We start from the raw sequence: 18,711 nt of genomic DNA, 5'->3' as shown, positions 1-18,711 counted from the left end.
CCGCGGTGTGCTAACCGCCAAGCCAAGCGTATTATCGGTTGGCCCGGACAGGAGAACCCTATGAATAGACTTGCATCGCAGCCCTGTGCCCGCTGGACGTTGGGCGCCCTGCTCGGCCTGAGCCTGGTGATGACCACAGGCTGTTCGAGCAAGGCCAAGCAGGCCCGCTACGCGACGGTGGGTTCGAACTGCTATGCCAAGGCCGTGCCGCAACGCGGCGAAGGCGGCCTGGCCTGGGGCAACACCATGAGCATCGCCCGGCAGAAGTCACTGAACAACTGCATTCGCTACGCCAGCCGATCGGGTGGCACGCCGGACACCTGCCAAGTGGTGCTGGCCAAGTGCAAGAACTGATTTGAAGCGCGCAAGCACCTTGGGGTACGGCACCGGCTTTGCCGGTGCTCGCCAGGTTATCGCACGGCCTTGGCCCGTGCCGCGTGCAGTTTCTTGTAGCTCTCGATCAGGCGCAGGTGGCGGTCGAGGCCTTCGAGCTTCATGCTGGTCGGGGTCAAGCCGTAGAAACGGACACTGCCGTCCACCGAGCCCAGCGCCGCATCCATGCGCACATCGCCGAACATGCGCCGGAAATTGGTCTCGTAGTCGTCCATCTCCAGCTCGTCGTCCAGCACCACTTCCAGCACCACGTTCAAGGCCTGATAGAACAGCCCGCGCTCGACGGTATTGTCATTGAACTGCAGGAACGCCTCGACCAGTTCCTTGGCTTCCTCCAGGCGCTGCACAGCCAGGCAGATCAGTAGCTTGAGCTCCAGCAGGGTGAGTTGCCCCCACACCGTGTTTTCGTCGAACTCGACCCCGATCAGCGTGGTGATGGTGGTGTAGTCATCCACATCGCAGTTGTCCAGACGCTTGAGCAGCAGCTTGAGGCTGCGGCTGTCGAGGCTGTGCAGGTTGAGGATGTCCGCTCGGAAATCCAGGGCGCGGTTGGTGTTGTCCCAGATCAGGTCCTCGACCGGGTAGATTTCCGAGTAGCCCGGCACCAGGATACGGCAGGCGTTGGCTCCGAGGTCGTCGTACACCGCCATGTACACTTCCTTGCCCATGTCCTCGAGAATGCCGAACAAGGTTGCCGCTTCCTGGACGTTGGAGTCCTCGCCATGGCCCGAGAAGTCCCACTCGACGAACTCGAAATCGGCCTTGGCACTGAAGAATCGCCACGACACCACGCCGCTGGAATCGATGAAGTGTTCGACGAAGTTGTTTGGCTCGGTCAGCGCGTGGCTCTCGAAGGTCGGCTGCGGCAAATCGTTCAAGCCCTCGAAGCTGCGACCCTGGAGCAACTCGGTGAGGCTGCGTTCAAGCGCGACTTCGAAGCTTGGGTGGGCGCCGAACGATGCGAAAACGCCCCCGGTGCGGGGGTTCATCAGGGTCACGCACATCACCGGGAACTCGCCGCCCAGCGATGCGTCCTTGACCAGCACTGGGAAGCCCTGCTCCTCCAGCCCCTGGATGCCAGCCAGAATGCCGGGGTACTTGGCCAGCACCTCCTGGGGTACATCCGGCAAGGCCAGTTCACCTTCGAGGATTTCGCGCTTGACGGCCCGTTCGAAGATTTCCGACAGGCACTGCACCTGCGCCTCAGCCAAGGTATTGCCGGCACTCATGCCGTTGCTCAGGAACAGGTTCTCGATCAGGTTGGACGGGAAGTACACCACCTCGCCGTCCGACTGGCGCACGAACGGCAACGAACAGATGCCGCGGGCCGTGTTGCCCGAGTTGGTATCGTACAGGTGCGAGCCACGCAACTCGCCGTCCGGGTTGTAGATCTCGAGAGTGTAGGGGTCGAGGATCTCCACCGGCAGCGCGTTCCTGGCACCCGGTTTGAACCAGCGCTCGTTGGGATAGTGGACGAAGTCGGCGTTGGCGATGTCCTCGCCCCAGAACTGGTCGTTGTAGAAGAAATTGCAGTTCAGCCGCTCGATGAACTCGCCCAATGCCGAAGCCAGCGCGGCCTCCTTGGTGCTGCCCTTGCCATTGGTGAAGCACATCGGCGACTGCGCATCGCGCACGTGCAATGACCAGACGTTGGGCACGATATTGCGCCACGAGGCGATCTCGATCTTCATCCCAAGCCCCGCAAGCAGGCCCGACATGTTGGCGATGGTCTGCTCCAGCGGCAGGTCCTTGCCCGGAATGTAGGTGGTGCTGTCAGCTACCGGCATCAGCAAGCCCTGGGCGTCGGCATCGAGGTTGTCGACCTGCTCGATGACGAACTCTGGGCCTGTCTGCACGACCTTTTTCACCGTGCAGCGATCGATCGAACGCAGAATGCCCTGGCGATCCTTCTCGGAGATGTCCTCGGGCAACTCGACCTGGATCTTGAAGATCTGGTTGTAGCGGTTTTCCGGGTCGACGATGTTGTTCTGCGAGAGCCGGATGTTCTCGGTGGGGATGCCCCGGGTCTGGCAGTACAGCTTGACGAAGTAGGCCGCGCACAGAGCCGAGGAAGCCAGGAAGTAGTCGAACGGACCCGGGGCCGAGCCGTCGCCCTTGTAGCGAATGGGCTGATCGGCGATCACCGTGAAATCGTCGAACTTGGCTTCGAGCCGGAGGTTGTCGAGAAAATTGACCTTGATTTCCATGCGGGGATTACCGTGAGTTAAGCGTGCAAAACGAAATTGGCCGGCATTATCCGGTTTTTTGCCTGGGAAGTCCTGTTTACCCGCCAAGCCCCCGGTGATGGGCTTGCGCATTCCGCCGGATTGCTTGCCCGATCCTCCGAACCTGTCGCGCTGACCGGACAGCCGGTCGTATCGCTGTGCTAATTTTTTCAGATTGGGGAACGACGTATTCCCCTGCCGATTGCAAACGCCATCAACCGATGATCAGCAGGTGAGCCATGGAACTACGTATCAACCAGAAGACCTATCAGGTCGAGGCCGAGGCCGACACTCCGCTGTTGTGGGTGATCCGTGACGACCTCGGGCTGACCGGCACCAAATACGGCTGCGGACTGGCTCAGTGCGGCGCCTGTTCGGTGCTGGTGGACGGCAATGTGGTACGCGCCTGCGTGACCCCGGTAGCCGGCGTGGTCGGCCGTGAAGTTACCACCATCGAAGCGATCGAGGACGACGCGGTCGGTAAGCGGGTGGTCGCTGCGTGGGTCGAGCATCAGGTGGCGCAATGCGGCTATTGCCAGTCGGGCCAGGTGATGGCAGCCACTGCACTGCTCAAGCACAACGCCAAGCCCAGCGCCGAGCAGATCGATGCGGCGATGGTCAACCTGTGCCGCTGCGGCACCTACAACGCCATTCATGCCGCCATGCACGATTTGGCTGAAGGGGAGAAGGCCTGATGAACTCGCCCCTCGATACTCCCGCAGACCTGCTCAAGCTGCAATTGGGCGAAACCGTCAACCTGTCGCGCCGGCGCTTCCTGGCCGGGACCGCAGTCGGTGCCCTGGTGCTGGGCTTCGGCCTGCCACTGGGCTCGGCCAGGGTCCAGGCGGCAACGGCCAGCGCCGAGCGCGGCACCCAGGTGCCGGCCTTCCTGGAGATTCGCCCGGACGGTACGGTACGCCTGCTCAGCCCCTTCATGGAAGGCGGTCAGGGGCCGTTTACGGCCATGGCGCAGATCGTCGGCGAGGAACTGGACGTCGACCCGGCCAACTTCGTTGTGGACAGTGCGCCGCCAGGGGAAGCCTACGTGGTGATGGAAAATGGCATGCGCATCACCGGTGGCAGCATGTCCGTGCGCATGAGCTACCCGACCATGCGCCGCCTCGGCGCCTTGGCCCGGGCCATGCTCCTGCAGGCTGCGGCCGAGCAGTGGGGCGTACCGGTCGGCGAGTTGTCCAGCGAACCTGGCAAGGTGCTGCACGTTGCTTCGGGCCGTTCCCTTAGCTATGGCGAACTGGCCGGACGGGCCATGGATCTGCCGGTACCGGATCCTGCAAGCCTAAAGCTGCGCGACCCCAGCCAGTTCCGCTGGATCGGCAAGCCGGTGCGCCGCCTGGACGCCTACGACAAGTCCACCGGCAAGGCCGTGTACTGCATCGACATCACCCTGCCAGACATGCTGCATGCCGCCGTGCAGCATGCTCCGCGCCTGGGCATGACGGTCGGTAAACTGCGCAACGAGGACCAGGTCAAGGCCATGCCGGGAGTGCACTCGGTGCATCGTCTGCCGGGTGCGGTGGCGGTGGTCGCCCCGCGCTGGTGGCACGCCAAACGTGCGGTCGAGGCCTTGCAAGTCGACTGGCAGGAACCGGGTAGCGACAGCCAACTGCGCGCGATGCCCGCGGACTTTTCCAGCGATGGTTGGCTAGAGCACCTGGCCGCCGCCCAAGGACCGGCTCGCGACGACGAGACCGAAGGCGACGTCGCCAAGGCCCTGGCCGGCGCCAAGACCACGCTCGAAGCCACCTATCACAATCAGTACCTCAACCACGCACAGCTTGAACCACCTTCCGCGCTGGCCCGCTTCAACCCGGACGGCTCGCTGGAGGTGTGGCTGCCCAACCAGGCGCCGGACATGTTCCGTGACGATATCGCCAAGCGCACCGGACTCGACCCGGCCCGTATCCACTTGCACTCACCCTTGCTCGGCGGCTTCTTCGGGCGCCATTTCCTCTACGATTCAGCCAACCCGTATCCTCAGGCCATCGCCCTGGCCAAGGCCGTCGGGCGCCCGGTGAAACTGATCTGGAGCCGCGAGGAGGAATTCCTGCGCGATGCATTGCGTCCGGTGGCCGTGGTCAAGTTCCGCGCTGCCCTGGATGGCGAAGGTCTGCCCCTGGCCATCGAAGCGGTGAGTGCGACCGAAGGCCCTACCGAGGCCTTGGCCGGCAAGCAGGGCGACAAGATCGACCCGACCGCGATCGAAGGGCTATCGGGCAAGTCCTACGCCATCGCCAACAAACGCATCGCCCAGATCTATGTGAAAGGCCCGGTCATGCTTGGCTACTGGCGTTCGGTGGGCAACTCGTTGAACGACTTCTTCTACGAGTCGTTCCTCGATGAACTGGCGGACAAAGGCGGCAAGGATCCGTTGGAGCTGCGCCGGCATCTGCTGCGCGACAATCAGCGCCTGACCAATCTGCTCAACGCGGTGGTCGAATTGTCCGGTGGCTGGAAGCGCGGCCCCTTCACGGCAGAAGATGGCTCCAAACGCGCCCGCGGCATCGCAATGGCCTCGCCGTTCGGCTCGGAAGCGGCGGTGATCGCCGAAGTGTCGATCGAAAACGGCCAGGTCAAGGTGCACGATATCTGGCAGGCCATCGACCCCGGCAGTATCGTCAACCCGGCGATCATCGAGCACCAGGTCAACGGTGCGGTAGCCCTGGGCCTGTCGCAGACGCTGGTCGAAGAAGCGGTGTATGTCGACGGCAAGCCACGCGCACGCAACTACGACCTGTACCCGATCCTGCCGCCTTCGCGCATGGCACGGGTGCATGTGCGCATCGTCGAGAGCGGCGCGAAGATGGGCGGCATCGGCGAGCCGCCGCTGCCAGCGGTGGCCCCGGCGGTAGCCAATGCCGTGGCGCAGCTGACTGGCCAGCGCGTACGCAGCCTGCCACTGAGCCGCCATACCTTCAGCTGAACGGACAAGGAACGCCCCATGCCCAAGAGTCGATTGGCAACAACCGCTGCCTGGCTGGCCTTGCCCTGCCTGGTCGCTGCCGGCCTGCTGGCCTGGTATGTCACCCGTGAGCCAGCCTCGCCGTTCACCGGCCAGTCCGCCGCAGGCGCCGACCCGGCGCTGGTCAGCCGTGGCGAGTACGTGGCGCGCCTGAGCGATTGCGTGGCCTGCCACAGTCTGCCCGATGGCAAGCCGTTCGCCGGCGGCCTGGAGATGGCGACGCCTTTGGGCGCCATCCATGCCACCAACATCACGCCGGACAAGGCCACCGGCATCGGTGCCTACAGCCTGGCCGACTTCGACCGGGCCGTGCGCCAAGGCGTGGCACCCGGAGGCCGACGGCTGTACCCGGCCATGCCCTACCCCTCTTATGCCAAGCTCAGCGATGACGATGTGCGGGCGCTATATGCGTTCTTCATGCAAAGCGTGCAACCGGCCGAACAGGCGAACCTTCCCAGCGGCATTCCCTGGCCACTGAACCTGCGTTGGCCGATCGCGCTGTGGAATGGCCTGTTCGCCGCCGACACGCCCTACGCGCAGAAGGCCGACCAGGACCCACAGTGGAACCGTGGCGCCTATATCGTCCAGGGTCCCGGTCACTGCGGCAGTTGCCATACCCCGCGCGGCCTGGCATTCAACGAGAAAGCCCTGGATGAAGGTGGCGATGCCTTCCTGGCCGGCGCCCTGCTCGACGGCTGGTATGCGCCGAGCCTGCGCAACGATCACAACACCGGGCTGGGCCGCTGGAGCGAGGATGAAGTCGCCCAGTTCCTCAAAACCGGGCGCAACCGCCACGCAGTGGTGTTCGGTTCGATGACCGAGGCCTTCAACAACTCCACCCAGTTCATGAACGATCAGGACCTGGCCGCCATCGCCCACTACCTCAAGTCGCTGCCTGGCGACCCCGGGCGCGACGGTACACCCTGGCAGTACCAGGCTTCCGCGGCAAGCCTGCAAGCGCCTGGCGCCCACACCTACGCCACCCGCTGCGCCTCATGCCACGGCATGGACGGCAAGGGCCAGGCGCCGTGGATGCCGCCGCTGGCTGGGGCGACCTCGGCCCTGGCCAAGGAAGATGCCTCGGCAATCAACATCACCCTCAATGGTTCGCAACGGGTGGTCGCTGCGGGCAGGCCCGACGCCTACCGCATGCCGGCATTCCGCGAGCAGTTGTCCGATCAGGACATCGCCCAGGTATTGAGCTACGTGCGCAGCGCCTGGGGCAACCATGGCGCTGCGGTCGATGCCCAGGCGGTCGGCAGGCTACGCGGGCATACCGACCCGGCCAGCAGCAGCCCGATCATTCTGCACATGCGATGAATTGAGCCCAGGCCAACCTGCAGTGGTCCATATCCTGCAGATGACCTGATCGACAGAGGTATACACACGACCATGGAAAGTATCGACCTGCTGGTATTGCGCACCGCCCGTGATTGGCGCCAGGCCGGGGAACGTGTGCTGCTCGCCACCGTCGCCCGCACCTGGGGCTCCTCGCCCCGACCGGTGGGCTCGATGATGGCCCTGCGCGGCGATGGCCGGGTGGTTGGCAGTGTTTCCGGCGGCTGCATCGAGGACGACCTGATTCACCGTTACACCAGCGCCTATGCGGGCCCTGGCATGCAAAGCGGTTTGCCCCAGGTGGTGCGCTACGGCGTCAGCGCCGACGAAGCGCACCGCTTCGGCCTGCCCTGCGGAGGCACCCTGGCCCTGGTGCTGGAATTCGATCCCTGCTGGCAAAGCCTCGACCAACTGCTGCAATGCCTGGACGCCGGGCACCTGGTGCAGCGCCGACTCGATCTGGAGACCGGCGTCGCCAGCCTCGCCAGCAGCGATGCCCCTGCCCAGTTCGACTTCGATGGCCAGCGGATGGTCAACACCCTGGGCCCGGGATATCGCATGTTGCTGATCGGCGCCGGCGCGTTGGCCGAGTACCTGGCGACCATGGCACTGTTCAATGGCTTCAGGGTATCGGTGTGCGACCCCCGCCCCGAATACATGAGCGGCTGGAGCGTGGCTGGGGTGGAAACCATCGTTGGCATGCCGGACGATGTCGTGCGCGACTTCGCCCCGGACCTGCGTACCTGCATCGTCGGCCTCAGTCACGATCCCAAGCTCGATGACCTGGCTTTGCTCGAAGCACTGCACAGCCCGGCGTTCTACATCGGCGCCATTGGTTCGCGGCGCAACAGCCAGTTGCGCCGCGAACGGTTGATCGAACACTTCGGCGAAACCGAGGCCTCGCTGGCACGCCTGCATGGCCCCATCGGCATCTACATCGGCAGCAAGACGCCGCCGGAAATCGCCGTCAGCGTCATGGCGCAGATCCTGGCGGCGAAGAACCACATCGCCCTGCCCGGTGAGATCAGTGTGTCAGCGGCCAAACGAGCGCGGGAGGCACAGGTGCCGGCCGCCTAGCCGGCCAGCACCTTGTCCAGGGTGATCGGGAAGTCGCGCAAGCGCTTGCCGGTGGCGTTGAAGACGGCATTGGCCACGGCCGCAGCCACGCCCAGAATGCCGATTTCTCCCACCCCTTTGGAGCCCAGTTCATTGACGATGTCGTCGGGCTCGTCGACGAACAAGACCTCGATGTCGCCGATATCCGCATTCACCGGAATGTGGTACTCGGCCAGGTTGTGATTCATCGGACGTCCCAGCTGATGATCGACCTCGCTCTGCTCCTGCAGGGCCATGCTCAAGCCCCAGACCACCCCGCCAAGGATCTGGCTGCGTGCGGTCTTGGGGTTGATCACCCGGCCTGCGGCGATGGCACTGACCACTCGGCTGACGCGCACCGTGCCCAGCGCTTCATCCACCCGCACTTCGACGAACACTGCCGAATGGGTCGCCGTTGAGAACCCTTGCCGGCGGGCACCAGGTTCGGCCTGCAATTGGACTTCGAGCGCGCCACCGGGCAAGCCCTGCAGCACCTCGCCGAGATCATACCGACGCTCGCCCACCTGCAATTGTCCTGCGCTGACGCGGAACTGCTGCGCAGGCTCGTCGGCCAGCTCAGCGAATCGCGCCTTGGCCGCTTCGATCAATTTGCCACGAAGCGCCTCGCACGCTTGGCGCACCGCAGAACCGACCGAGGACACGGTGAAGGACCCTCCCTGTAGCGGCGCGGTCGGCAACGAACTGTCCCCGAGCAGGAAAGTGACATCGTCGAGCGCCATCAGGGCCGCATCGGCAGCGATCTGGGTCATGACGGTATAGGTGCCGGTGCCGATATCGGTGGTAGCGCTGCTGACCGACAGGTGGCCGTCGGCATCCAGCCGCGCCTTGGCACTGGCTTTCATCTGCATCGCTTCCCAGACCCCGCCGGCCATGCCCCAGCCTACCCGTTCGTGGCCTTCGCGCCTGCTGCCTGGAAGCGCATCGCGACTGGACCAGCCAAAGCGCTCGGCGCCCTGCCGGTAGCAGTCGAGCAGTGCTTTGCTGGAATACGGCTTGCCCTCGTTGCCGTTGCTGTCGGCGAAGTTGGCCTGGCGCAGTGCGACCGGGTCCATGCCCAGCGCCTCGGCCAGCTCATCCATTGCGCATTCCAGGCCGATCAGTCCCAGCGCCGCACCAGGGGCACGCATGTCCAGTGGCGTGTAGACATCCAGCGGCACCAGCTGATAGTCCATCGCCACGTTTTCGCAGCGGTACAGCATACCGCTCCATTGCACCACATTCTCGGTGAAGTCCTCGAAACGCGAGGTCTGCGCGGTGGCCTGATGACGCACGGCTTGCAACCGCCCCTGGGCGTCGGCGGCCAGTTGCAGGCGCTGCACCGTGCGGGGCCGATAGCCGAAGGTGAACATCTGTTGCCGGGTCAAGGTCACCCGCACCGAGCGTTGCAGTTTCAGTGCCGCCATGGTCGCCAGCGCCAACTGATATTGTGGCCTCAGCCCGGAGCCGAAGGCACCGCCGACATAGGCCGCACACACCCGCACCCGATCCTTGGGCAAAGCGAATACCTGATGCAGGTAGTCTTGGCTGTTCTGGGTGCCCTGGGTCTTGTCGTGCACGTGGAGACTACCGTCGGCCTGGTAGATCACCGTCGAGGCATGCGGCTCCATCGGGTTGTGGTATTCGCTGGGGGTGTTGTACGTAGCGTCTACCTTGAACGTGGCAGCATCGAATGCCCGTTGAAAGTCGCCTCGGGGCTTGGGCAGCTCGGTCGGCGCGGGATGAGCGTCGGCCAGGGCCGCCAGCAGATCGGTCTGGAATGGCTCAGGGTCGATTTCCACACGCACCAGTGCAGCGGCATGACGAGCCAGCTCCAGGCTCTGCGCGACGACCAGGGCAACCGGCTGACCGCTGTACAACACCCGATCGTTGAACAGTGGCCGGAACGGTTTGCCTTCGGCGGCATCGGCATCCTGATAGGGCGCATCGTCACCCGCCATCGGTGGGCGATCAAGGTGATGCAGCACGGCGACCACGCCGGGTACGGCCAGGGCAGCGCTGCAATCGATCCGTCGGATCTGGCCGCGAGGAACGCTGCTGCATACCACGCTGCCATGCAACAACCCTTCGGCCGGGTACTCTGCCGCGTAACGGGCCTGCCCGGTGACCTTGGCGGGGCCGTCGATGCGGTTCAGCGGCAGACCGCTGCTGGGTTCGAAATGGGTCATTGATCGTCTCCCTGGGTCTGTGCCTCGGTCAGTGCGCGGATGATCGCCTGGGTCGCCAAGGCGACCTTGAAGGCATTGCCCGGCAGTGTGTCGGCACCTTGGAGCAATGCGCCTGCCAGCTGCGCATAGGTTTGCTCGGTGGCCGGCTGGCCAGCGAAGCGCCGCTCCACGGCAGGATCGCGCCACGGCTTGTGCGCCACACCGCCCAGCGCCAAGCGCACAGTGCCTATGCGTGGTCCCTCGAGCACGAGCGCGGCGGCCACCGAAACCAGGGCGAAGGCATACGAAGCGCGATCACGGATTTTCAGGTAGTGGCTGCCAGCATCGACGAGCGGCGCCGGCAACTCGATGGCCAGGATCAGTTCGTCATCGCTCAGGCAGTTGTCGCGCTCGGGATGCTCTGCGGGCAAGCGATGGAAGTCGCTGAACGGCACGCGCCGCTCGCCACCGAGCCCACGCACATGCACCACGGCCTCCAGCGCCGCCAGGGCTACGCAGAGGTCAGAAGGGTGGACTGCGACGCAGTGGGCACTGGCACCGAGGATCGCATGGTTACGATTGAGCCCGACGCGTGCCGGACAACCGCTGCCGGGCAGGCGCTTGTTGCAGGGGCTGGCCACATCGTAGAAATACTGGCAGCGGGTGCGCTGCAACAGGTTGCCTCCGGTGCTGGCCATGTTGCGCAACTGCGGCGAGGCCCCCGCCAGAATTGCCTGAGCCAGGAGCGGGTAGCGACTTTCGATCAGCGGATGCCAGGCCAGCTCGGCATTGCTGACCAAGGCGCCGATGCGCACGCCGCCCTCAGCAGTCTCGCTCACCTCCCGTAGCGGCAGACCGGTGATGTCGATGAGGGTCTGCGGGTTGGCGATGTTCTCTTTCATCAGGTCGAGCAGGTTGGTGCCACCGGCGATATAGCGCGACTGTGGTCCGGCCTGGCGCACGGCCTGCTCGATGCTGGCGGGTTTGCAGTAGGCGAAGGGGGTCATGGGCGCGACCCTCCGTTGTCACGGTGGATCAGCGGCAGCGCCTGCTCCACGGCAGCCAGGATGTTGCCATAGGCACCACAACGGCACAGGTTGCCGCTCATGGCCTCGCGCAATTGCTCAGGCGAATGTGCCCTGCCCTCGTGGGCCAGCCCCAGAGCCGAGCAGATCTGACCCGGCGTGCAGTATCCGCACTGGAAGGCATCATGATCGATGAACGCCTGCTGCAAGGGATGCAGCCCCTCGTCCGTGGCCAGCCCCTCGATGGTGGTCACCTGGTCGCCGTCGCACATCACGGCCAAGGTCAGGCAGGCGTTGATTCGCGTGCCATTGCGCAACACCGTGCAGGCGCCACACTGGCCATGGTCGCAGCCTTTCTTGGTACCCACCAGGTCCAGTTGCTCGCGGAGCAGGTCGAGCAGGGTCGTCCAGGGCGCCACGGTCAACTGCCTGGGCTGACCGTTGATCGTCAGGCCAATCGGCAGGCCTGCGCGGGAATCTGTCATTTCGCTCATCACGTTTGCCTCACGGTCGGTATGCTGGTGTGCAGCTGATGCTGCTTTTTCAGGTCCGACCCAAAGGCTCCCAGATGCGTTCAAAGCAATTGACCACTCACGCCTGCCTCTACCAAGCACTGGTGCTGGCCGCAGGCCAAGGCAAGCGTTTCGGTAGCGACAAGCGCCAGGCGCACCTACCTGGCGGCCAGACCGTCCTCAGTGCAACGCTGGCGCTCGCGCTGGAGCATTTCGACGTCGTCACCTTGGTATTGCGGCCCGACGATGACCATCAGGCGATGAACATCGATCCACGCGTGAGAGTGATTCGCGCGCGGCAGGCCAATGTCGGACTTTCCGCCAGTCTGGCTGCGGGGATCGCGGCGTTGCAGGATTCATCGGCCCAGGCGGCAGCCGTGCTGCTGGGCGATATGCCGTGGATCGCCCAAGCGACCTTGCGCTCGCTCTGCGCCAAGGCCCATGCCGAGCGCATTGTGATGCCGGTTTACCAGGGTCAACGCGGGCACCCGGTCATATTTGGCCGGGCATTCTGGGCAGCCCTGGAGCAGGTGAAAGGCGATGAGGGGGGGCGTCAGGTGATTCAGGCCAATGCGCCGGCCTGCATCCGTGTCGAGGTGGACGATCCCGGGGTGCTGCTGGATATCGACACGCCAGCGGACCTGAGCGCCGGTATCAGCTTCCCGGGCTGAAACCGGCTGCGCCCTGCCCCTGTAGCACCCACACCGACAGATGGGGTTCGGCACCGGCGCGCATGGCGTGCAGCTGGTTGCCGGCGTTGTGCACCAGATTGCCGATACCCGGTGTCCACCAGCCGTCATCCTCACGCCACCACTCTCCGGGAGACAGCACCAGGTAACACTCGTCCGGTGGATGCCGATGCACGGGGTAGCTGACACCCCGTGCCATCAGCGAGACGCCGATCAAAACCTGTCCCATGGACGCCAGCCCTGCATCGCCGACGACGATGGCATTGAAGTGGCCGTCGTCGAAGACAGCGTCCGAGCCATCGCTGGGCCGCTTGTACCAGTCGAGACTGGGCACCAGATCGGCCAGCGCCGCCACCACACCCGCCAATGCTGGCAGGGACGCCAAAGCGCGTACCGAGGTCTCGGCAAACCACGCCTGGACCGACGCTGGCACCTCGGCGCCAGATATCCCTGGGGCCGCCTCTAGGTGCTCAGCGTCCAATCCGCCGGCGCCTCGCGCCCTCAGCCAGCGGTCGAGTTCAGCGACGAAGCGCGTCACTGCGCAGAACGGGTCTACCAAGCTCACTTTGCCTCTCCTGTCATCTGCTGTTGCCAGCGTTGCAGATTCAGCTCCAACAGTTGCTGTGGCAATGGCCCGGCAACGACCTCTTTCATCTGCTCTGCAAGCTGCTGGCGCAACTGCGCCTGGTTACACGGTGATGCACGGGACAACGCGAGGTAAAGCCCTTCGCTCGACACCGCTGGCTCAAGCACCTTGAGGCGCTGGTCGATGCCAAGCATGCGCGCCAAGGCCATGCCCGGGTACTGCTCGTAGACTACGTACTCACTGCGCCTGAGCAGCAGTTTCTCGAATGCCTGACGGGCGGTGGGCACCGCCTCGAGGGTCAGGTTGGCCTTGGCGTAATCGTCGAATTGCTGGCCATGGCTGTTGTTGACCAGGGTTCCGCCTTTGTGGCCTTTGAGGTCATCCCATCCTTGAAAACGCAAGGACGAATCCTGGCGTACCCATACCACGCTTGGGGTCGACAGAAACGGCGGGCGGATGAAGTTCATCGTCTGCTGACGAGCCTGAGTGATGAAGTAGCCGGCCAACAGATCGATATGGCCAGTGCGCACTTCCTCCTGGGCGCGTGACCAAGGACCTGCGTAGATCACCTTCACTTCCAGGCCGAGTGATGCACCCACCTGCCTGAGCAGATCGGCATTGGCACCGATCAGACGCTGCGGGTCCTCTGGGTCACGCCACAGATAAGGGGGATATTCGGGGTTGCCGGTGGCGGTCAGTTGTCGGCAGGTATCCTGGGCCCACACCGCTGAAGGCGCCAGGCACAGGGCCAGGAGCAGGCCAAACCTGCGAAGATTACCGCGTCCTGACATGTGCAGACTCCGTACTGACAACCGGTTCAGATCAGCGACGGGGCTTGCCTGGTGAGCGTGGAGGCGGCATGGGCGTAGAGAGTGGAACGAATCGAATTCATGTTGTCTCCTTCAACCTGTCCGCGAACCGCTGGTATTAGACTCTAGCAGCTATCTGGCGTATGACCTGCTGGTACGCCACTGAACCTCTCGATCCGTTACACCCTCTCACCCCTTACGCAGTGCGAGCGGCGCGCTGCGTCAACCTTGCTGGAGGATGGCGTACATGAAGAAGATCCTGATGGTCCTGACATCCCACGATCAACTAGGCGACACCGGTAAGACGACCGGCTTCTGGCTGGAAGAATTCGCCGCCCCCTACTACGTGTTTCTCGACGCCGGGGCCGATGTCACTCTCGCCTCGCCCAAGGGCGGCCAGCCACCGCTGGACCCCAAGAGCGACGAGCCGGATGCGCAAACCGATGACACGCGCCGATTTGCCAGCGACACCGAGGGCCAGATGGCACTGGCCGATACCGTGCCGTTGGCTGCAATCGATCCGTACGACTTCGACGCGGTGTTCTATCCAGGCGGTCACGGACCGCTTTGGGACCTGGCCGAGGACAAGGACTCGCGAATCCTCATCGAAGCCTTCTACGCCGCCAACAAACCGGTTGCCACGGTGTGCCACGCCCCCGGGGTGTTGAAGCACGTCAAGGCACCCGACGGCCATCCTGTGGGCAAGGGCAAACGAGTCACCGGCTTCAGCAACACCGAGGAAGACGCGGTCGGGTTGACCCAGGTCGTGCCCTTCTTGGTCGAGGACATGCTGGTGAGCAACGGCGGCGAGTATTCCAAGGCAGCGGACTGGCAGAGCTACGTGGTCGTGGATGAGCACCTGATCACCGGTCAGAACCCGGCATCCTCGAAAGCCGTGGCCGAGGCGCTTCTCAAGCGCCTCGAAGGTGAGCACGGCGCCTGAGCGCCCCGTGCGCCGGCACCTGCATTGCACAGGCGCCGGCCACTGGCTGACCGCGAAAATTACTCGCTTGCCAGGGTCGCACGGACGCCGGCGACGTCGGTCGCAGTCACCTGTGGGGCCTGGTTGCCCCAGCTGCTACGGACGAAGGTGAGCAACTGCGCCACCTCCTCGTCGCTCATGCGCCAGGCGAAGCCGGGCATGCCCAGCTGCGACGGCGCGCTGGCGGTAGCCGGGAGCTTGCTGCCGTGCAGGACCAAGCGGATCATCGACACCGGGTCGGCAGACAGCACCGAGGAATTGCCGGCGATCTTCGGGAACACCCGCGCATAGCCCAGGCCATCGGTACGGTGGCAGGCGGCGCAGTTATCGAGGTACAACTGCGCGCCACGCCCGCTTTCCTGACCGGACTGCAAGGCCTTGGCCGTTGCCGGATCGGCCTTGAACGACGACACCGGATTGGCGCTAGCCGGCAGGGTCTTGAGGTAGGCAGCGATGGCCTGCAGGTCATCGTCAGCCAGATGCTGGGTGCTGTGCACCACTACATCGCCCATGGCCCCGCCGAGTACCGCATGGGTGGGGCTGCGTGCGCTGCGCAAGGTCGCGACGATATCCTCGGCGCTCCATGCCCCCAGGCCATCGGCCGGATTGCCACGCAGGTTCACCGCCAGCCAGCCGTCGATCACCGGGCCACCGGCGAGGAACGCCTCACCCGATTCGTCCAGGGCCTTTTCCTGCAGGGTAGCCGCCCTTGGGGTATGGCAACTGCCGCAGTGACCCAGGCCTTGTACCAGATAGGCACCGCGGGCGACCTGGGCATTCGGGTAGCGACCGGCGTCGAAGGCCACGGCTTCTGGTGCCGGGGCGAACAGCTTGCGCCAGATCGCCAACGGCCAGCGCATCGACAGCGGCCAGGCTACGTCGTTGCCACGGTTGTCCGCCTTGACCGGTGCCACTCCTTGCATGAAGTAGGCATACAACGCCCGCACGTCGTCATCGCTGATCCGGGCATAGGCCGGATACGGCATGGCCGGATACAGGCTGTCGCCGTTGGCGGCGATACCGTGGCGCAAGGCCCGGTCGAACGCGTCCAGCGAGTAGTTGCCGATACCGGTGTCCTTGTCCGGTGTGATGTTGGTGCTGTACAGGGTGCCGATCGGCGAGGCGATCGCCAGGCCACCGGCGAACGGCTTGCCGTCCTTGCTGGTATGGCAGGCGGTGCAGTCCCCGGCATCGGCCAAGTAACGGCCCTTGTCGATCAGTGCCTGGTCGACGCTGGCGATCGGCGCGAGCGGCGCGGTCTTGGTCGGCCACAAGGCATAGGCCAGAACAGCGACGAACAGCAGCAGCGCCAGGCCAAGCAAGCGCAGGAGAAACTTCTTCATGGTCATCTCTCCTCAGGCCTGGACCAGCGGGCCAGGGTTTTTCAGGTATTGTTCGCGAATCGCCTTGGCCGACCAGTAGGCCAGCGCACCGACCATGCCGGTCGGGTTGTAGCCATTGTTCTGCGGGAAGGCGTTGGCACCGATGGCGAACACGTTGTGCACGTCCCAGGACTGCAGGTAACGGTTCAACGCCGAGGTCTTCGGATCGCTGCCCATGATCGCCCCGCCGCAGGTGTGCGTGCTCTGGTACTTGGTGATGTTGTAGTGCTCGCCGGGCTTCTTCGCGTCGCCGGAAAGCGCTGTCGGGTTGAGTATCCTGGACATCTCCTGTGCTTTGCCGACCAGGAACTGCGAGGCTTTGACCTCGTTGTCGTGCCAGTCGAAGGTCATGCGCAGCAGAGGCCGGCCGAAGGCGTCCTTGTAGGTCGGGTCGAGGCTGAGGTAGTGCTGCTTGTACGACATGCAGGCACCCTGTACTTCGAAGTAGAACGAGTGACGGAACGCATCGCTGGCCGCCTGCTTCCAGGCCGTGCCCCAGTTCGGCGTGCCCGGCGGCACGTTGATCCCGCGCACGGGTCCGGCCCCCGGCTGACGGGCCCAGATGATGCCGCCACCGACAAAGCCGGCGCGAGCATTGTCGAGCTGGTTGCCGTTGAGATTGTCCATGGTCGTCCCGGCACCACCGATGCCCATGAACTGGTTGGCCTGGACGTCCTTGTCGAAGAACAGCACCACCCGGTTGAGGTTCTGGTAGGAGTAGTTGCGTCCGACCGTGCCTTCGCCGGTCTGCGGATCGTAGGGCTTACCGATGCCGGACAACAGCATCAGGTGCACGTTGTACAGCGAGAATGCGCACAGCAGCACCAAGTCGGCCTGCTGTTCGACTTCGCGGCCCTGAGCATCGAGGTAGGTCACGCCGGTGGCCTTCTTGCCATCGCTGTCGAGGTTCACCTTGAGCACTTGGGCGTGGGTGCGCAGCTCGAAGTTCTTGCGCTGACGCAGCACCGGCAGGATGCTGATGTTGGGGCTGGCCTTGGAGTAGTTCAGGCAGCCGTAGTCGCTGCAGAAACCGCAGGCATTGCATGGCCCCATCTGGCAGCCATAGGGGTTGACGTAAGGGCCCGACGCATTGGATGCCGGGATCGGGTATGGATCCCAGCCCATCTCGCGGGCGCCCTTGTAGAACATCTCGGCGCCCAGATAATTGGGGTTGGGACCCAGTGGAAACTCGCGTGAACGCGAGCCCTCGAACGGGTTGCCGCCTGGCTGGCGGACGCCCTTGATGATACCGGCCTTGCCGGATGTCCCACAGACATGCTCGAAGTGATCGAAATGCGGCTCGAGGTCTTCGTAGGTGATCGGGAAGTCCTGGATGCTCATGTCCGAGGGAATGAACTTGGCGCCGTAGCGCTGCTCGACGTTGCTGCGCAGTTTGAAGTCTTCGGGTAGCGCGCGGAAGTGGCAGCCCGACCAGTGACTGCCCGCGCCCCCGACCCCCGTACCCGGTTTGAACGAACCGATCTGCCGGTACGGCACGGCCGTGGCACCGGGGTTGTGGCGTGCGGTGACGGTTTCCTGGGAGAGGCTTTGCAGGTAGCGGCGGTGGACCGACCCTTCCAGCTCGTCGACCACCTTGGGATAGGCGAAATCCGGCTGGGTGTCGCGGTCGGCACCGCGCTCGAGCACCACCACGTGCAGTCCAGCGTCGGTCAATTCCTTGGCCAGGATCGCCCCGGTCCAGCCCATGCCGACGATGACGGCGTCCACTTTCGGTTTTGCATTCGTCATGTTCAGCCCCTCCGTCCGGCCAGGTCCACGGGTGGTAACGGATACGGCTTGTCACGCACCGTGACCCAATCCATGTAGTCGGCACGCATGCCGGGGTAGCCGATCATCTTCCAGGCCCCCATGTTCTTGTTGCCGCCATGGGAAGGGTCGGCGAAGTAACCGTTGCGCACTTCAGCCAGCAAGCTGCCGAAGAACAGCTTCGAGGAGATGTCTTCCAGCGCCAGCTTGCCGCCCTCGGCGGCTTTGAGCAGGTCTTCCTGCTGGGCATGGGACAGTTCGGCGAACACCTTGCCGGCAAATGCCTGACGGCAGTGGCCGTCGAATGCCTTGATGCCGATCCGCAGGATCTCGCGCAGGTTCAACCGGCCCTGGTAACCGAACTCAGGGGCTGCTTCGAGGAAGGGGCCTTGCATGTACCAGATCGCGCCGTTGGCATAGGGGGTTTGCATATGCCGATCGAGGAATTCGGGGACGCCCAGTTCCACGGCACCCGGCCCGACATGATCGGATGGGATCAACCGATCGCACGCGGCGATCAGAAAGGCCCATTCTTCAGCTGTGAAAAAGGTCGGCTGGTAGCCTCCGGCCGCTGCTACGGGAGCCGCTTGCGGCTTGGCCGCAGCGTCGCTGGCCGGGGTCTGGGCGAAGGTGCTGGCAGGAACGCCGGCACTGGCCAGGGTGACCACGGGGATCAGCGTCAACGACTTACGCAGGAAGTCACGCCGTGCGGGCGAAGTATCGTCATCAAGCATCTCTTGCTTTACTCCTTGGGCTGAACACG

At 64.3% G+C, this 18,711-nt stretch carries 16 protein-coding genes; 7 read left to right on the top strand and 9 right to left on the bottom strand.

Annotation, left to right across the window (positions count from 1 at the left end; translation table 11 throughout):
- Positions 1 to 60: 60 nt before the first annotated feature.
- Entirely contained in the window at positions 61 to 354 is a 294-nt protein-coding gene (locus tag KY379_RS20680; RefSeq protein WP_261241247.1) for a hypothetical protein, read from the top strand.
- Between the two features lie 56 nt (positions 355 to 410).
- Here the strand turns inward: KY379_RS20680 and KY379_RS20675 are convergent, their stop codons facing one another.
- On the bottom strand, positions 411 to 2,600 hold the full coding sequence (locus KY379_RS20675; RefSeq protein WP_133329296.1) for an OsmC domain/YcaO domain-containing protein: 2,190 nt from the start codon (positions 2,598 to 2,600) through the stop codon (positions 411 to 413).
- 257 nt (positions 2,601 to 2,857) lie between these two features.
- On the opposite strand from KY379_RS20675, the gene KY379_RS20670 reads away from it, so the two are divergent.
- The 4 genes from KY379_RS20670 (at position 2,858) to KY379_RS20655 (ending at position 8,013) form a co-directional block, all read left to right on the top strand.
- On the top strand, positions 2,858 to 3,313 hold the full coding sequence (locus KY379_RS20670; RefSeq protein ID WP_133329294.1) for a (2Fe-2S)-binding protein: 456 nt from the start codon (positions 2,858 to 2,860) through the stop codon (positions 3,311 to 3,313).
- Positions 3,313 to 5,559: a xanthine dehydrogenase family protein molybdopterin-binding subunit gene (locus KY379_RS20665; RefSeq protein WP_261241248.1), complete on the top strand. Its 2,247-nt coding sequence runs from the start codon at positions 3,313 to 3,315 to the stop codon at positions 5,557 to 5,559. Before KY379_RS20670 ends, KY379_RS20665 begins: the two co-directional genes overlap by 1 nt.
- A gap of 18 nt (positions 5,560 to 5,577) precedes the next feature.
- Positions 5,578 to 6,918 carry a c-type cytochrome gene (locus KY379_RS20660; protein WP_261241249.1) on the top strand — a complete coding sequence of 447 codons (1,341 nt, stop codon included), beginning with the start codon at positions 5,578 to 5,580 and terminating at the stop codon, positions 6,916 to 6,918.
- Between the two features lie 72 nt (positions 6,919 to 6,990).
- Complete coding sequence (locus tag KY379_RS20655; protein WP_133329288.1) at positions 6,991 to 8,013, top strand: XdhC family protein; 1,023 nt, start codon at positions 6,991 to 6,993, stop codon at positions 8,011 to 8,013.
- On the opposite strand, the gene KY379_RS20650 is transcribed toward KY379_RS20655, so the two are convergent.
- From KY379_RS20650 to KY379_RS20640, 3 genes are read right to left on the bottom strand one after another with little or no spacing between them, the layout of a single operon-like run.
- Complete coding sequence (locus KY379_RS20650) at positions 8,010 to 10,217, bottom strand: xanthine dehydrogenase family protein molybdopterin-binding subunit (RefSeq protein ID WP_261241250.1); 2,208 nt, start codon at positions 10,215 to 10,217, stop codon at positions 8,010 to 8,012. The two genes, KY379_RS20655 and KY379_RS20650, sit on opposite strands and share 4 nt — an antisense overlap.
- Positions 10,214 to 11,203 (bottom strand): FAD binding domain-containing protein, encoded by a 990-nt coding sequence (locus KY379_RS20645; RefSeq protein ID WP_196172573.1) that lies wholly within the window; start codon positions 11,201 to 11,203, stop codon positions 10,214 to 10,216. Before KY379_RS20645 ends, KY379_RS20650 begins: the two co-directional genes overlap by 4 nt.
- Positions 11,200 to 11,706: a (2Fe-2S)-binding protein gene (locus KY379_RS20640; protein WP_133329462.1), complete on the bottom strand. Its 507-nt coding sequence runs from the start codon at positions 11,704 to 11,706 to the stop codon at positions 11,200 to 11,202. The genes KY379_RS20645 and KY379_RS20640 overlap by 4 nt, the downstream gene beginning before the upstream one ends.
- A gap of 83 nt (positions 11,707 to 11,789) precedes the next feature.
- On the opposite strand from KY379_RS20640, the gene KY379_RS20635 reads away from it, so the two are divergent.
- Positions 11,790 to 12,404: an NTP transferase domain-containing protein gene (locus tag KY379_RS20635; protein WP_261241251.1), complete on the top strand. Its 615-nt coding sequence runs from the start codon at positions 11,790 to 11,792 to the stop codon at positions 12,402 to 12,404.
- Here the strand turns inward: KY379_RS20635 and KY379_RS20630 are convergent.
- Both KY379_RS20630 and KY379_RS20625 read right to left on the bottom strand, forming a co-directional pair.
- Positions 12,388 to 12,987: a dimethylsulfoniopropionate lyase gene (locus tag KY379_RS20630; RefSeq protein WP_261241252.1), complete on the bottom strand. Its 600-nt coding sequence runs from the start codon at positions 12,985 to 12,987 to the stop codon at positions 12,388 to 12,390. The two genes, KY379_RS20635 and KY379_RS20630, sit on opposite strands and share 17 nt — an antisense overlap.
- Positions 12,984 to 13,799 carry a substrate-binding periplasmic protein gene (locus KY379_RS20625; RefSeq protein WP_261241254.1) on the bottom strand — a complete coding sequence of 272 codons (816 nt, stop codon included), beginning with the start codon at positions 13,797 to 13,799 and terminating at the stop codon, positions 12,984 to 12,986. Before KY379_RS20625 ends, KY379_RS20630 begins: the two co-directional genes overlap by 4 nt.
- A 265-nt stretch (positions 13,800 to 14,064) precedes the next feature.
- Here KY379_RS20625 and KY379_RS20620 point away from each other — a divergent pair, with 265 nt between their 5' ends.
- Positions 14,065 to 14,760: a type 1 glutamine amidotransferase domain-containing protein gene (locus KY379_RS20620; RefSeq protein WP_261241256.1), complete on the top strand. Its 696-nt coding sequence runs from the start codon at positions 14,065 to 14,067 to the stop codon at positions 14,758 to 14,760.
- A gap of 59 nt (positions 14,761 to 14,819) precedes the next feature.
- Here the strand turns inward: KY379_RS20620 and KY379_RS20615 are convergent, their stop codons facing one another.
- From KY379_RS20615 to KY379_RS20605, 3 genes are read right to left on the bottom strand one after another with little or no spacing between them, the layout of a single operon-like run.
- Entirely contained in the window at positions 14,820 to 16,142 is a 1,323-nt protein-coding gene (locus tag KY379_RS20615; protein ID WP_261241258.1) for a cytochrome c, read from the bottom strand.
- Positions 16,143 to 16,154: 12 nt separating this feature from the next.
- Positions 16,155 to 17,930: a GMC family oxidoreductase gene (locus KY379_RS20610; RefSeq protein WP_261241259.1), complete on the bottom strand. Its 1,776-nt coding sequence runs from the start codon at positions 17,928 to 17,930 to the stop codon at positions 16,155 to 16,157.
- 2 nt (positions 17,931 to 17,932) lie between these two features.
- On the bottom strand, positions 17,933 to 18,682 hold the full coding sequence (locus KY379_RS20605; protein ID WP_133329270.1) for a gluconate 2-dehydrogenase subunit 3 family protein: 750 nt from the start codon (positions 18,680 to 18,682) through the stop codon (positions 17,933 to 17,935).
- Positions 18,683 to 18,711 lie beyond the last annotated feature (29 nt).

Origin of the sequence: Pseudomonas sp. HD6422 (assembly GCF_025377065.1) — a bacterium.
GTDB lineage: Bacteria > Pseudomonadota > Gammaproteobacteria > Pseudomonadales > Pseudomonadaceae > Aquipseudomonas > Aquipseudomonas putida_U.
This window is presented reverse-complemented; position numbering and strand designations above follow the sequence as displayed.